Annotated in this window: 13 protein-coding genes; 10 read left to right on the top strand and 3 right to left on the bottom strand. The window is 65.9% G+C overall.

All coding sequences use genetic code 11. From position 1 onward, the window contains the following. Positions 1–154: 154 nt before the first annotated feature. Complete coding sequence (locus PV772_RS02990; protein ID WP_347885298.1) at positions 155–1,525, top strand: hypothetical protein; 1,371 nt, start codon at positions 155–157, stop codon at positions 1,523–1,525. Positions 1,526–1,541: 16 nt separating this feature from the next. Here PV772_RS02990 and PV772_RS02985 read toward each other — a convergent pair whose 3' ends face one another. After that, on the bottom strand, positions 1,542–2,297 hold the full coding sequence (locus tag PV772_RS02985) for a glutamine amidotransferase (protein WP_141160320.1): 756 nt from the start codon (positions 2,295–2,297) through the stop codon (positions 1,542–1,544). Continuing rightward, positions 2,294–3,586: a Mur ligase family protein gene (locus PV772_RS02980; RefSeq protein ID WP_210411226.1), complete on the bottom strand. Its 1,293-nt coding sequence runs from the start codon at positions 3,584–3,586 to the stop codon at positions 2,294–2,296. The genes PV772_RS02985 and PV772_RS02980 overlap by 4 nt, the downstream gene beginning before the upstream one ends. 90 nt (positions 3,587–3,676) lie before the next feature. On the opposite strand from PV772_RS02980, the gene pdxT reads away from it, so the two are divergent. From pdxT to PV772_RS02935, 9 genes are all read left to right on the top strand, one after another. After that, positions 3,677–4,387 (top strand): pyridoxal 5'-phosphate synthase glutaminase subunit PdxT, encoded by a 711-nt coding sequence (gene pdxT / locus PV772_RS02975; protein ID WP_347885297.1) that lies wholly within the window; start codon positions 3,677–3,679, stop codon positions 4,385–4,387. Between the two features lie 4 nt (positions 4,388–4,391). Continuing rightward, the gene (locus tag PV772_RS02970; protein WP_141181662.1) at positions 4,392–5,147 is read left to right on the top strand and encodes a YebC/PmpR family DNA-binding transcriptional regulator; all 756 of its coding nucleotides are present in this window, start codon (positions 4,392–4,394) and stop codon (positions 5,145–5,147) included. 68 nt (positions 5,148–5,215) lie between these two features. Then, positions 5,216–5,794, top strand: coding sequence for a crossover junction endodeoxyribonuclease RuvC (ruvC, locus tag PV772_RS02965; protein WP_141160324.1), 579 nt, complete (start codon positions 5,216–5,218; stop codon positions 5,792–5,794). A gap of 90 nt (positions 5,795–5,884) precedes the next feature. After that, positions 5,885–6,529 (top strand): Holliday junction branch migration protein RuvA, encoded by a 645-nt coding sequence (gene ruvA, locus PV772_RS02960; protein WP_347885296.1) that lies wholly within the window; start codon positions 5,885–5,887, stop codon positions 6,527–6,529. Next, positions 6,522–7,607 (top strand): Holliday junction branch migration DNA helicase RuvB, encoded by a 1,086-nt coding sequence (gene ruvB / locus PV772_RS02955; RefSeq protein ID WP_141160326.1) that lies wholly within the window; start codon positions 6,522–6,524, stop codon positions 7,605–7,607. The genes ruvA and ruvB overlap by 8 nt, the downstream gene beginning before the upstream one ends. A 209-nt stretch (positions 7,608–7,816) precedes the next feature. Further along, on the top strand, positions 7,817–8,224 hold the full coding sequence (yajC, locus tag PV772_RS02950; protein ID WP_347885295.1) for a preprotein translocase subunit YajC: 408 nt from the start codon (positions 7,817–7,819) through the stop codon (positions 8,222–8,224). A gap of 99 nt (positions 8,225–8,323) precedes the next feature. Further along, positions 8,324–10,078, top strand: a complete 1,755-nt coding sequence (secD, locus tag PV772_RS02945) for a protein translocase subunit SecD (RefSeq protein WP_347885294.1) — start codon at positions 8,324–8,326, stop codon at positions 10,076–10,078. After that, on the top strand, positions 10,078–11,094 hold the full coding sequence (gene secF, locus PV772_RS02940; protein ID WP_347885293.1) for a protein translocase subunit SecF: 1,017 nt from the start codon (positions 10,078–10,080) through the stop codon (positions 11,092–11,094). The genes secD and secF overlap by 1 nt, the downstream gene beginning before the upstream one ends. A gap of 148 nt (positions 11,095–11,242) precedes the next feature. Continuing rightward, positions 11,243–13,633 (top strand): bifunctional (p)ppGpp synthetase/guanosine-3',5'-bis(diphosphate) 3'-pyrophosphohydrolase, encoded by a 2,391-nt coding sequence (locus tag PV772_RS02935; RefSeq protein WP_347885292.1) that lies wholly within the window; start codon positions 11,243–11,245, stop codon positions 13,631–13,633. On the opposite strand, the gene PV772_RS02930 is transcribed toward PV772_RS02935, so the two are convergent. After that, complete coding sequence (locus PV772_RS02930) at positions 13,514–14,287, bottom strand: type IV toxin-antitoxin system AbiEi family antitoxin (protein WP_141160331.1); 774 nt, start codon at positions 14,285–14,287, stop codon at positions 13,514–13,516. The genes PV772_RS02935 and PV772_RS02930 overlap by 120 nt on opposite strands. Positions 14,288–14,292: the final 5 nt, after the last annotated feature.

Here is a 14,292-nt window from a genome sequence, read left to right as displayed (position 1 = left end):
CCCAAATCGATACCGGCGGCCCTCGCCCTTTACATCACGCCACGCTGTTCACAACGTCCGTGGGAATTACAGCTAGGGGTCCGGTCCGGACCGCATTCTGTGCGTCCTGCAGGCAGGCGCACGGGATTGGCAGTGATGAAGGGACCTTTGCTCAATGGGCAACCATGGAACGACGCCGGCAGCTGCCTTCCTGGGTATCCCACTCCGATGGATCGGTCCGGGCGCAATAACAGCCGTCGTGGCCGCTTACGCCATTTTCTGGTACCTGGCGCGGCCGGTGGCCGAGCCGCTGCCCAGGCATGTGGGCCAGCTCTTCGGCGGTGAATCCGTACTGCTGTATTCCGTCGCCCTGGTCCTGGTCAGTACCCTCCCACACGTTGAGCCGGTGTTCGGCGGGATTGACCACGCTGCCATCTGGCACCGCCGGGCGGCCATGACGGCCACTGTCCTGTTGCTGCCGCACATAGAGCTCGCGTCCAACCCGGAGGCAACAAGCGTGGGAAAGACGCTGGCGGTGGTGGCCATTTCCGGCCTGGCCGCCCTGGTGGTGTGGGCGGTGCTGCCGCGTTGGCGGACCATGCTCCCCGCCCCGGCAAGGCGCCTGGTTGTAGCGGCGCTGCAGGCACAAGGTGTCCGCCTGGTGGTCCGGCTGCTGGGAGGCTATGAACGCTGGCGCGGCTTCCACCGCCTCACAGGGCTGTTCGTTGCTGCCGGCTTCCTGCACGGACTGTTCGATGCCAGCGCGTTCGAGGCGGCGCCGGGCCTGAGGTGGAGTTACGTGGCAATCGGCGGAACCGGGTTGGCGTTCTACGTATACCGGGAGCTGCTGGCGAGGCGGTTCCTGCCCCATCATGACTACCAGGTTGCCGGTGTCCGCCCGGTTGCCGCGGACCTGGTGGAAGTGGCGCTCCGGCCATTGGGCCGCCCGCTGGAGTTCAAACCCGGGCAGTTCGCCATGGTCTACCTTGAAACGGCGGAAGGCTGGCAGCGGCACCCTTTTTCCATCTCGGGTCCCGCACCGGAAGGTGGTATCAGCATCACGGTGAAAGCGCTGGGCGACCACACCTCGCAGCTTCCCGACGTTGTCCAGGCGGGAATGCCTGCTGTGGTGGGCGGCCCCTACGGCCGCTTTGACCGGCACAAGGGCACTGCCCACCAGGTCTGGATCGCCGGCGGCGTGGGGATCACGCCCTTCCTCAGCTGGGTCCGGTCGCTGGAAGCAGCGGGCGGGGACCTGCCTGAGGAGGTGCACTTCTTCGTCACGTCGGCCGGCCCTTCGCCGTTTGCCGAAGAGATCCTCGCCATCGCCAGGAACCACCCGAGGCTCCACATCCATGTGGTTGAAACCGAAACGGACGGGCGGCTGACGCCGCAAGCGGTCATTGCGGCGGTGGACACGGAACCACGGATGCTGTCCGTCTTCATGGGAGGACCCGATGCCATGCTGCGGCAGTTCCGCAGGGCATTCCGGGCAGCGGGTGTCCGCCGGGCCAATATCCACCGGGAGTACTTCCAGTGGCGGTGATCCAGGTGGTCGCAGCCTAGCGGGGCCGGCGGCCGGCGTGCTCCCTCGCCAGGGCCGCATAGGTGTCGTCAGGGCTGCCGGGGGAGAAGCTGCCGAATTTGCGCTCCGCGGCGGTGCGGATGAGGAAGTCGGCGATGGCCGGGTTCTTGGGAAGCAGCGAACCGTGCAGGTAGCTGGCCACGATGTTGCGGTACCGCGCCCCTTCCTGGCCGTCGTTGCTGTTGTTCCCGGTCCCCTTGGCCACGGTTCCCAGCGGGCGCACGCCGCTGCCCAGCGTGGTCTGCCCGCTGTGGTTTTCGTAGCCGAGCACCTCGCCGAATTCGGTGGTTGAGACCTTGACGTTCCCGATCAGGCGCTCATCCGTGCCGTGCGTTTCCACGTCCAGGACGCTGATGCCCGGAATGACGGCGCCGGTGCGTGTCTTGAAGAACCTGCCAAAAAGCTGGTACAGGCCGCAGATGACCAGCATGGGTGTGCCGTCCTCGGCCAATTCCTTCAGCCGGCCGGCCCTGGCCTGCAGGTCGTCCTGGATGACCAGCTGCCCGCTGTCCTGCCCGCCGCCGCCGACGATGATGTCCACGTCCTCGGGGAAGGGGTCGCCCACGTTGTACTCGAGCAGTTCGGGCGTGTATCCGTGCCAGGCGATGCGGCGCTGGAGGACCAGGGCATTGCCCCAGTCCCCATAGATGTTCATGTCCCGCGGGTACAACTGGACCACGCGGAGGGTGCCCTTGGACAGGTTGCCGGTTTCCGCTGCTTCTGCCGTACTCATGAGACAACCTCCACGGTGGTGACTTTGGACAGCTCGCGGCGGATGGCGAGCATGGCGGTGTAGGTGCAGAAGATCCGCTTGGGTTTGCCCTGGCCTTCCCGGATGAAGGCGGCAAGGGCGGCTGGAATGTCGGTGTCCACGGCGCCCACCGGGACTTCGTCGTACTGCAGCCGCAGTGCCATGTCGTAGGCGCGCGACCCCGTCAGCAGGTCCACCCCGCCTTCGCGAAGCGAATCGAATTCCACATCCCACAGCCAGGACATGTCCCGGCCGTCGGCGTAGTTGTCGTTGATCGCGATCATGGTGGCGTAGCCGCTTGCGGGGAAGGACTTCAGCCCCAGCCGGAAGCCGCTGGGGTTCTTGACCAGTACCAGGTCCAGGGGCTGGCCGCCGACGGTGAGGCTTTCCCCGCGGCCGAAGGCGGGCGCCACCTGGGACAGCGCCTGCAGCAGGGTTTCGTGGTTCGCCGTGGCGGCGCCGCCGCCGCAAATGCTGCGGGCAAGGGTGAGGGCCGCGGCCGCATTGAAGATGTTGTACACGCCGCGCAGCTTCATCGCCGTGGTGACCGTACCGCCGTCGTACTCAAACTCGGCGCTGTCCGCGCCCACCCTGCGGAGCACGACGTCGGCCTGCGGCTTTGCGGGCAGGGCCGCCGGGGCGGGGCTGCCCGGAGCGGCGCGCATGTCATCGTCGTTGGGGAAGGTGCCCAGCAGGGAATCGTCAAGGCCGAAGTACTTGACGTCCTGGCCGGTCAGCGTATCCGCGATCCTGGCAACCCGCGGGTCCTCGCGGTTCAGGACCACCGTTCCGGTGGTCTTGGCGGCGATGTGCTGCAGGAGTTGTGCGGTCTTGTCGATCTCGCCAAAACGGTCCAGCTGGTCGCGAAGCACATTGAGCAGGAGGCAATAGCGGGGCGGGACACTGTTGACGAAATGCACGGCGTGGGCCTCGTCAAGTTCCAGGACCGCAATGTCTGCGTCCAGCCTGCCGCGCCAATCGACCTCGCCGAGGAGGGCTGCGGCCACACCCCTGGTGAAGTTGCTGCCCGTCCGGTTGGTGAACACCTTCAGGCCCTGGCTTTCCAGCAGTTCAACCACCATTTTGGTGGTGGTGGTCTTGCCGTTGGTACCGCTGACCACTGCCACGCCGTGGGGCAGGGTGGTGAGTGTCCGGCGCATGAAGCCGGGGTCGATTTTCTCCACCACCAGGCCTGGAAGTGCGGAGCCGCCGCCGCGCAGCCGGGATACCCTGCGGACCAGCTTGCCGAGCGGAACAGTGAAGAAGACCATGTTCCGAATATATCCCAGCAGCGGCATGCAACCCTTTACGGCGGCCTCCTGCCGGCAGCAGCCGGAGTGCCGGGACCGTATGCTGGAAGGATGACAAACCCCCCTTCTGCTGATCCTGCGCGCGTGGGCTCGGGCCTGCGGATTGGCGTCCTGGCCCTCCAGGGAGACGTCCGCGAGCACCTGCGCGCCGCGGAAGCCACCGGCGCACAGGGCATCGCTGTCCGCCGGCCGGCTGAGCTGGATGGCCTGGACGGCCTCATCATTCCCGGCGGCGAATCCACCACCATCGACAAACTGGCGCGCGCCTTCGACCTCGCCGACCCCCTGCGCAAATACATTGCCGAGGGCCTTCCCGTCTATGGCTCCTGCGCGGGAATGATCCTGCTCGCGGCGGACATCGCCGATCCCGCCACGGACCTTTCCGGGGCCCCGCAGCAGACCTTTGGGGGCCTGGACATCACCGTCCGCCGCAACGCTTTTGGCCGGCAGCGGGAGTCCTTCGAAACGGATCTGGACTTTAAGGGACTGGACTTCAGCGCCACCGCATCGGGTGTGGAACCCGTGCACGCCGTCTTCATCCGCGGCCCCTGGGTGGAGCGGGCCGGGCCGGGCGTGGAGGTCCTGGCCCAGGTGGAACCGGCGGACCCCGGACAGGCGTCGCACGCCGTATCGCTGCCCGGGGCGGCTAGAATTGTCGCAGTGCGTTCCGGCCAGCTGCTGGCCACCTCCTTCCATCCGGAAGTGACCGGCGAAAAACGCGTACATGAACTTTTTATCCGAATGATCAGAGGAGAAGCGTAAAGCCATGTCAGGCCACTCCAAATGGGCAACGACCAAGCACAAAAAGGCGATCATTGACAGCCGCCGCGCCAAGTCGTTCGCCAAGCTGATCAAGAACATCGAAGTTGCCGCCCGCATGGGCGGACCGGACCTCGCCGGCAACCCCGGCCTGGAACTTGCCGTGACCAAGGCCAAGAAGACCTCGGTGCCCAACGACAACATTGACCGCGCCATCAAGCGCGGTGCCGGCCTGACCGGCGAAGTGGTGGACTACACCGAAATCATGTACGAGGCCCGGGGCCCCCAGGGCTCTGCCCTGCTGATTGAGTGCCTCACCGACAACAAGAACCGGGCGGCCTCCGAAGTCCGCCTGGCCATCTCCCGCAACGGCGGAACCATCGCCGACCCCGGCTCGGTCAGCTACCTCTTCACCCGCAAGGGCGTGGTGAACCTCCCCAAGAACGGCCTGAGCGAGGACGACGTCCTGATGGCCGTCCTGGATGCGGGCGCGGAGGAAGTCAAGGACAACGGCGAGACCTTCGAGATCCACTCGGAACCGGGTGACCTCCCGGCCATCCGTGAAGCGCTGGCGGAGGCCGGCATTGAATACGACACGGATGAAGTTGAGTTCGTTCCCTCCATGCAGGTGGAACTGGATGTCGACGGCGCCCGGAAGTTCCTGAAGCTGGCAGACGCGCTGGAGGAACTCGACGACGTGCAGAATGTCTACAGCAACGCCGACCTCAGCGACGAAGTCCAGGCCGCCCTGGAATCAGAGTGACGTCCGGCCTTGTCAGCTAGACCACCACGCGAGGCCCGCCCCGGTCTGCCGGCCGCGGCGGGCCGGAAGTGACGCTCCGCGTCCTTGGCGTTGACCCCGGACTCACCCGGTGCGGGATCGGCGTGGTGGATGTTGAACGCAACCGCCGGGCCAGCATGGTGGCGGTAGGCGTGGTGGGCACCTCCCCGGACGAAACCCTTGACCGGCGCCTGTTGGTGATTGCCACGGCCATCGACGAGTGGCTGGACCGTTACGAACCGGAGGTCCTCGCCGTCGAACGTGTCTTCTCGCAGCTCAACGTCAGCACGGTGATGGGTGTGGCCCAGGCGTCCGGGGTGGTGATCGCGGCGGCGGCCCGCCGGGGCATACCGGTGGCTCTGCATACGCCGTCCGAAGTCAAAGCGGCGGTGACCGGGAGCGGAACCTCGAACAAGGATGCCGTGACCAAGCTGGTGACCAAGATCCTCCGCCTTGACGCCCCGCCACGGCCGGCTGACGCTGCCGATGCGCTGGCACTGGCCATCACCCACGCGTGGCGGGCCGGGAGCGGGGCCGCGGTGGCCACTACCGGTCCCGGCAGTTCGGCCCTGACGCCGGCCCAGCGGGCTTGGGCGGAAGCAGAGGCAAAAGCGCGCCGTGCACGGTGATTGTCCCTGCCGCTTGCTAGGGTATTCGTAGATATGTTCGGATAGCCGGGTTCTCAGTTACGAGGCCGGCGGTACAACGGGAGCCCGGCTTTGATCAGTTTCCTCCGCGGAACCGTAGCGCACGTAGGCCTGTCCACGGCCGTGATAGACCTCAACGGTGCCGGGATGAGCGTCAACGCCACACCGCAGACGCTCAGCCGGCTGCGCGTGGGCGACGAGGGCCAGCTGTTCACGTCCTTGATTGTCCGGGAGGACTCGCTGACGCTCTTCGGCTTCTCTTCCGACGACGAACGCGAAGTTTTCGACGTCCTGCTCAGTGTCAGCGGGGTGGGCCCCCGGCTGGCCCTCGCAGTGCTGGCCGTCCACGATCCCGAGGCAGTCCGGGTGGCGGCGCATACCGGGGACAGCAAGACCTTCACCAAGGTTCCCGGAATCGGACCCAAGGTGGCGGGGCGGATCGTGCTGGAGCTGGCCGGAAAGCTCGTCCCGCACGGAACCCCTGCAGCCGCGGGTGCGGCCACCCCGGCCGAAGCCTCCTGGAAGCCCCAGGTGGTGGCCGCCATGACCAGCCTGGGCTGGTCCGAAAAAGACGCCTCTGCAAGCATCGACAAGGCCCTCGCCGATGATCCTGAAGTATCGTTCCGCGGCAACGTGCCGGAAATCCTGCGGACCACGCTTCGGTGGCTGGGACAGGACGGGGCCCGGGCCGGCAACCGCGTAGGCACCCGTGGCTGAACCGTCACTGGTTGCGGCGGGGGAGGAGCCGGAGGAGCGGGCCATCGAGGCGGCCCTGCGGCCCAAGAACCTTGATGACTTCGTAGGCCAGCACCGGGTGCGGAAGCAACTCTCGCTGGTGCTGCAGGCTTCCCGGATGCGTGGACGTACCGCGGACCACGTCCTGTTTTCCGGTCCGCCGGGCCTGGGCAAGACCACACTCGCCATGATTGTGGCCGCGGAAATGAACGCTCCCTTGCGCCTCAGCAGCGGTCCGGCCATCCAGCATGCCGGAGACCTCGCCGCCATCCTGTCCTCGCTGTCAGAGGGCGAGGTCCTGTTCCTCGACGAGATCCACCGCATGTCGCGGCCCGCCGAGGAAATGCTGTACATGGCCATGGAGGACTTCCGCGTCGACATCGTGGTGGGCAAGGGCGCCGGTGCCACCGCCATCCCATTGGAGCTGCCGCCGTTCACCCTGGTGGGTGCCACCACCCGTGCCGGGCTGCTCCCGGGCCCGCTGCGCGACCGGTTCGGCTTCACCGGGCACCTCGAGTTCTACTCCGTAGCGGAGCTCGAACTGGTCCTCCGACGGTCTGCCGGGCTGCTGGACCTCAAGGTCAACTCCGCAGGATTCGCCGAGATCGCCGGCCGTTCCCGGGGCACCCCCCGCATCGCCAACCGTCTCCTGCGCCGGGTCCGGGACTGGGCGCTGGTGCACGGAGTCGAGCAAATCGACGCCAGGACCGCATCCGCCGCCCTCGACATGTATGAAGTGGACAAGAAGGGGCTGGACCGGCTGGACCGCGCCGTCCTCGACGCCCTGATCACCAAGTTCGGCGGCGGTCCCGTGGGACTGTCCACCCTTGCCATCGCGGTGGGTGAGGAAACCGAAACGGTGGAGACGGTGGCGGAGCCTTTCCTGGTCCGCGAAGGCCTGCTGGGACGTACGCCGCGGGGCAGGATTGCCATGGCGCCGGCGTGGACCCACCTGGGGTATGCCATCCCGTCCGGCGTCTTCGCGCAGGAGCAGCTGGACCTGTTCGAGCCCGGCGGGGACCCCGAAGCAGCCGGGGACTGGGCCCCGGAGAGCCAATAGCAGGCTCTGTTCAGCTTTTCCCTTTAGACTGGTATGACGCCCGGCACGCTCGGGTCTTTGTTTCGCGGGTGGCCCTGACGCCCCCGTCGCTTGGGGAAGGACACGTCAGGCGTTCTGCCTGCGGAGCCAACCACCCCGGCCGAAGCGAGGCCGACGTCGCTGGAAAACCAGCAGCACCACGCAAAAGAACGGAATTCCCCTTGGATCCAATGTCAATCCTCCTGTTCGTCATGCTCGGCGTGTTCATCTTCATGATGTTCCGCCGCAACAAGAAGACGCAGCAGCAGCAGGCAGAGCTCCAGTCGAAGTTTGGCCCGGGCGTGGAGGTCATGACCAGCTTTGGCCTTTTCGGCCGGATCGTGGACATCGACGACGCCGACAACAAGGTCACCCTTGAACTTTCCCCCGGCAACCTGGCCACCGTCCACCGCCAGGCGGTCACCAAGGTCGTCGAGCCTGCCGCGGAGGCCGCTGCCGAGGCCGCCGCTGCTTCGCCGGTAGTGCCGGACGACGCATCATCCCTGACCGCCCCGGAAGCCGGGAGCACCTCCACAGGTACCGAGACCCCGGACGAAACCCTGAAGCGCCTCAACGACGAGGGCAAGAAGGACAGCTAGGCCCGCTGGCCGCTTCCTCCCTCTACCGCTGCGGATCGCCGCCGGCGCAGGTAACAACCCGCGCCGGCGGTTCTTCCGCGAATAAGAGAAAGATCGACAATGGCACGAACTGGCCGCAAGAAACCAGGGCTCCGCGTCCTGGTCTGGCTTGGCGTACTCCTGGCTGCGCTGACCGCCGTCCTGGCAGGCGGCACCGTCGCGGGGCAGGCCAGCTGGGCCCCCAAACTGGCGCTGGACCTCGAGGGCGGTACCCAGATGATCCTGGCGCCCAAGGTGGAGGGCGGTTCGGACATCAACGAACAGCAGCTCAACCAGGCCGTAGCGATCATCCGGCAGCGCGTTGACGGCTCCGGCGTGTCCGAAGCTGAGATCAGCACCCAGTCCGGGCGCAACGTGGTGGTCAGCCTTCCCGGCACGCCCTCTGCGGAAACCCGGAACCTGATCCAGGCGTCCGCGGACATGAATTTCCGTCCCGTCCTCCTCAACGGAGATGGCGCCGCGGTGCCGCTGGAGCAACAGACACCCGAGGACCAGCTGCCCAAGCCGACGGCCGCTCCGGCCAACAGCAGCGATACCAACTGGATCACTCCCGAGATCTACAAGCAGTTCGAAGCACTTGACTGCAACAGCGCCCCCGAGAAGTCCCAGCGCTCCGATCCCACCAAGCCGCTCGTGACCTGCGAGCCTGCTACTGACAAGTCCCCGGCGATCAAATACATCCTTGGCCCGGTAGAGGTCAAGGGGACGAACATTGTTACCTCGTCCTTCCAACTGCAGCAGGGTGCGCAGGGCGCCGTCACAAATGATTGGGCCGTCAACATCCAGTTCGACGCTGACGGCACGGCCAAGTTCAAGGACGTCACCCAGCGCCTGAACCAGTTCTACGTGGCCGCCGGCGGCGAGTCCGGCGCCGACCCCAAGTCCCAGTTCGCCATTGTGCTGGACGACCAGGTCATTTCCGCCCCGCGATCGCTGGCTGTGATCACCGATGGGCGTCCGCAAATCACCGGCGGCTTCACCGAGCAGACGGCCAAGGCGCTGTCCGACCAGCTGAAGTTCGGTGCCCTTCCCATCAGCTTCGACATCCAGAGCGAACAGCAGATCTCCGCGACACTCGGTGGTGAACAGTTGCGCATGGGCCTGCTGGCCGGCCTCATCGGGCTCCTGCTCGTGGTGGTCTACTCGCTGTTCCAGTACCGCGCCCTGGGTTTCGTCACCATTGCCTCGCTGGTGGTGGCCGGCGCCCTGACGTACCTGGCCATCGCGATCCTGGGCTGGACGGAGAACTACCGGCTGTCCCTGGCAGGCGTTGCCGGCATCATCGTGGCCATCGGCCAGACGGCCGACTCCTTCATCGTCTACTTTGAGCGCATCCGCGATGAACTGCGCGAAGGGCGCGGCCTGGTGTCCGCCGTCGAAAACGGCTGGAAGCGCGCCAAACGGACGGTTCTTGCCTCCAAGGCCGTCAACCTCCTGGCCGCCCTGGTCCTGTACTTCGTGGCCGTGGGCAACGTCCGCGGCTTTGCGTTCACGCTGGGCCTGACGGCCATCGCCGACCTCATCGTGGTGTTCATGTTCACCCACCCCACGCTGCAGCTGCTGGCCCGAACCCGCTTCTTCGGTGAAGGCCACAAGTTCTCCGGCCTGGACCCCGAACGGCTGGGCGCCGTACCGCTGTACCGCGGCGCAGGGCGTGTCCGTACTCCCGAAGACAGGCTTGTGGTGGTCCGGACCAAGAACACCGGTGCGGCGGCCGAAGCCGAGCGCCGCATGACCATCGCCGAACGGCGCCTGGCTGAGAAGCAGGAACAGCTTGCCGGCTCCTCCAAGACGTCCGCGAAGGAGGACAAGTAATGTCAGGCTTCGCCACATTCGGCAACGAGCTCTACACCGGAAAGCGTTCCTACGACTTCGTAGGGGCCAAGAAGATCTGGTTCATCATCGCCCTGGTTGGAGTGGCGTTGTCCATCATTGTCCCGGTGGCCAAGGGTGGCTTCAACCTCGGTATCGAGTTCCGCGGAGGCTCGGAATTCACGGTATCGAACGTCAAGACCACGGACGCCACAATCGGCGAGAAAGCCGTGACCGATGTTGTGGCCGGCAGTGTTCCCCGCGTGGCCAACGTCGCCGGAAACACCATGCGCATCCAGACGGACAAGCTGACCGACGACGAAACCCTCCGGATCAAGCAGGGCCTCACCGGCGCCTACGGGGTGACTGACAACGAGGTAACCTCAACGTTCGTTGGCCCCACCTGGGGCGCCGACGTGACCAAGCAGGCGCTCATTGGCCTGGTGGTTTTTGTCCTCCTCGCGGCGCTGCTCATGGCCCTGTACTTCCGCACCTGGAAGATGTCCCTCTCGGCGCTTGCCGGCATGGCCGTGACCATGTTCATCACGGCTGGCGTTTATGCCCTCAGCGATTTTGAGGTCACGCCGTCAGCCATCATCGGGTTCCTCACGGTTCTCAGCTACTCTCTGTACGACACGGTGGTGGTCTTCGACAAGATCCGGGAAAACACCTCCGGCATTGATGCCTCCACCCGCCGGACATTCGGTGAGGAGGTCAACCTCGCCGTCAACCAGACCCTGGTGCGCTCCATCAACACCATGATGGTGGCAATCCTCCCCGTGGGTGCCATCCTGTTCATCGGCGCCGGGCTCCTCGGCGCCGGAACCCTGCGCGACCTGTCCCTGGCCCTGTTCGTCGGGATCCTGATCGGCACCGCTGCGACAATCTTCGTCGCAGCCCCGCTGTACGCCTTGCTCCGCCAGGGTGAACCGGACCTGGTCAAGCAGGCACGGCGCGTCGAACAACGGCGCGCGGGCGCGGCGGAACGCGCAGTTCCCGCCTCGCCTGCCAAGGCCTGACCCGCCCCCGACGGCGCCGACTGCTCCCTCCAGGACCGGGCAACGCAGACTCTGCGTTGCCCGGTCCCCGCGTATGCGGGACCGGTTACAAAAGTCGCTGCCTTGGGGAATAGACTGGGGTAATTAAATGGTGGTGAGGGGTGCTTCATTGGAAGAACGATCGGCGTCGGTGCCTACGGCGGAGGATGAAAAGAATCCTGCCGGTGTACAGGCCGGTATGGCATCCCCGGCGCGCCCTGGATCGTTGGTTCCCGTGGACAACTCTGGTTCACGCGCCACGTTTCCCGGCCGCAGGGAGCGCACCCGGTCCCGGCTTGCCCGCCTGACCGGCCGCGGAACGGCCACGTATTCGCCCATCCTTGAGCCATTGCTGCGGACGGTCCGGGCCAACAATCCCAAAGAGGACTTCGACCTCATCCAGCGCGCCTTCGACGTTGCCGAGCGCAGCCACCGCGGGCAAAAGCGCAAGAGCGGCGACCCGTACATCACCCACCCAGTGGCGGTGGCCACCATCCTGGCCGAGCTCGGCCTCAGCGGCACCACCCTGGCTGCGGCACTGCTGCACGACACTGTCGAGGACACCCCCTATACCCTTGCTGACCTGAAGCGGGACTTTGGCCCGGAAGTGGCAATGCTGGTGGACGGCGTGACCAAACTGGACAAGGTCAGCTTCGGCGAGGCTGCCCAGTCGGAGACTGTCCGCAAAATGGTCGTGGCCATGGCCAAGGACATCCGCGTCCTGATGATCAAGCTCGCGGACCGGTTGCACAACGCCCGCACCTGGCGCTTCGTGTCCGCAGAATCGTCCGCCCGCAAAGCCCGCGAAACCCTGGAAATCTTCGCTCCGCTGGCGCACCGCCTCGGCATGAACACCATCAAGTGGGAGCTGGAGGACCTGTCCTTCGCTGCGCTCTATCCCAAGGTGTACGAGGAAATCGTCAGGATGGTGGGGGACCGGACCCCCGAGCGGGAAAAGAGCCTGGGCGTCATCCGTGACCAGATCACCGAGGATCTGCGCGGCGCCAAAATCAAAGCCACCATTACCGGCCGGCCCAAGCACTACTACTCCATCTACCAAAAGATGATTGTCCGGGACAAGGACTTCGACGACATCAACGACCTCATGGGCGTCCGTGTGCTGGTCGATTCCGTCCGGGACTGTTACGCCGCCCTGGGCATCATGCATTCGCGCTGGAACCCCCTGCCCGGCAGGTTCAAGGACTACATCGCGATGCCCAAATTCAACATGTACCAGTCCCTGCACACCACCGTGATCGGCCCTGGCGGCAAACCGGTGGAGATCCAGATCCGCACCCATGAGATGCACCGCCGGGCCGAGTACGGCGTGGCGGCCCACTGGAAGTACAAGGGCCAGCCCAACCGCACCGCGGTGGGCCCCGGAAGCCCCCGCGACGGCGACATGGGATGGCTGCGCTCCCTGGTGGACTGGCAGCAGGAAACGTCCGATCCAGGGGAGTTCCTGGATTCGCTGCGGTTTGAGATCAACGCCCGCGAAGTGTTCGTCTTCACCCCCAAGGGCGAGGTCATGGCGCTGCCCGCCGGTTCAACCCCGGTGGACTTCGCCTACGCCGTGCACACCGAGGTGGGCCACCGCACCATTGGTGCACGGGTCAACGGCAAGCTGGTCCCGCTCAACAGCGAACTGAACCACGGCGACTGGGTGGAAATTTTCACCTCCAAGGCAGAAGGGGCAGGACCAAGCCAGGACTGGCAGCACTTCGTCAAGAGCGCCCGTGCCCGCAACAAGATCCGCCAGTGGTTCAGCAAGGAACGCCGCGAAGAAGCGATTGACCGCGGCAAGGAACTGTTGACCCGCGCCATGCGGAAACAGAACCTGCCGCTGCAGCGGTTGATGACCCACGAGGCCCTGGCCGTAGTGGCCGAGGAATTCAAATATGCGGACATCTCCGGCCTGTACGCCGGCGTCGGCGACGGGCATACATCTGCCCAGTCCGTAATGGAGAAGCTCATCGAAAGCCTGGGAGGCAACGAGAGTGCCGATGATGACGTCGAAGAGGTCAGCATCCCCACCCAGGTCACCAAGGCCCGCTTCTCCGACTCCGGCGTGGTGGTCCGCGGCGTTGGTGACGTGTGGGTGAAGCTGGCACGCTGCTGCACGCCCGTTCCCCCCGACCCGATTCTTGGCTTCGTGACCAGGGGTTCAGGTGTCTCCGTGCACCGCACCGACTGCACCAACATCTCGGACCTGAAGGACCAGCCGGACCGGATCGTGGATGTGGACTGGGCGCCCACCCAGTCCAGCGTCTTCCTGGTGGAAATCCAGGTGGAGGCGCTGGACCGCAAGTCATTGCTCTCGGATGTCACACGCGTCCTCTCGGACAACCACGTCAATATCCTTGCTGCCAGCGTCCACACCTCGACGGACCGGGTGGCCATCTCAAAGTTCGCTTTCGAGATGGGCGACCCCAAGTACCTCAGCCACGTCCTCAGCGCCGTCCGCAGGATCGACGGGGTGTTCGACGTCTACCGTACTACCGGAAACAAGCGCCGGAGCTAGCAAAGCCAGCTTCTCCAAGGCAGCCCGCTTGTGCGGAACCCGCGGTGTTGCCTCGATCGCGAGCACCAGGAGCCGCAGCCGCACGTCCTGTTGCGGCCTGGCCAGCAAACCGGTGAGGGCGGGCACGGCACGCTCCGTTTCCACGTGGAGGGCGATGTCGAGGGCAGTCCGCAGGGGGCTGGAAACCATCAGTCCGCCCAGGCTGACCACATCGAACGGTCCGAGCTTCACTTCGTGCAGCGTGCAGCCGCGGGTATTCCGCAGGCTGGAGACGCGCCGCTTGGCATCCACCAGCAGCGCCAGCCTGTCCGGCTCCGCCGCGCAGCCGTAGATCCAGGCGGCCGTCATCCGGCCCGCCACCACACGCTGGCGTATTGCCGCCGGAACAGCCCCTGCCGCAGCCCGTGCCCTCAGCTGCGGGGACGGGGGAAGCCCGGGCAGGGTGTAGCCGTTGTGGTGGAAGCGCGCCAGCAGTCCGTCGGCCGCCAATGATTGGAGTTCGGGGCCGGCGAAGGGCTTCCCTGGTGCATAGAGTTCGGGAAACCGTGGCGGGGCAGCCCCTTCCGTCCCGCCGGTCGGGCATCCCTGCCGCGGGGGCGCAGCGGACACTTCCCGGCCCGGGCCGGCGGAGGATGAACCTGGAGGTGTGGCCATGGCTC

This window comes from Pseudarthrobacter sp. CC12, assembly GCF_039907755.1.
Taxonomy (GTDB): Bacteria; Actinomycetota; Actinomycetes; order Actinomycetales; family Micrococcaceae; genus Arthrobacter; species Arthrobacter niigatensis.
Note: the sequence above shows the minus strand (reverse complement) of the source record. Positions and strands in the feature narration are given on the sequence as shown.

Bases quoted from the DNA above. Each gene is read 5' to 3' on its own strand.
- PV772_RS02990 (WP_347885298.1), top strand. From the start codon at position 155: ATGGGCAACCATGGAACGACGCCGGCAGCTGCCTTCCTGGGTATCCCA.
- PV772_RS02985 (WP_141160320.1), bottom strand. From the start codon at position 2,297: ATGAGTACGGCAGAAGCAGCGGAAACCGGCAACCTGTCCAAGGGCACC.
- PV772_RS02980 (WP_210411226.1), bottom strand. From the start codon at position 3,586: ATGGTCTTCTTCACTGTTCCGCTCGGCAAGCTGGTCCGCAGGGTATCC.
- pdxT (WP_347885297.1), top strand. From the start codon at position 3,677: ATGACAAACCCCCCTTCTGCTGATCCTGCGCGCGTGGGCTCGGGCCTG.
- PV772_RS02970 (WP_141181662.1), top strand. From the start codon at position 4,392: ATGTCAGGCCACTCCAAATGGGCAACGACCAAGCACAAAAAGGCGATC.
- yajC (WP_347885295.1), top strand. From the start codon at position 7,817: ATGTCAATCCTCCTGTTCGTCATGCTCGGCGTGTTCATCTTCATGATG.
- secD (WP_347885294.1), top strand. From the start codon at position 8,324: ATGGCACGAACTGGCCGCAAGAAACCAGGGCTCCGCGTCCTGGTCTGG.
- secF (WP_347885293.1), top strand. From the start codon at position 10,078: ATGTCAGGCTTCGCCACATTCGGCAACGAGCTCTACACCGGAAAGCGT.
- PV772_RS02930 (WP_141160331.1), bottom strand. From the start codon at position 14,287: ATGGCCACACCTCCAGGTTCATCCTCCGCCGGCCCGGGCCGGGAAGTG.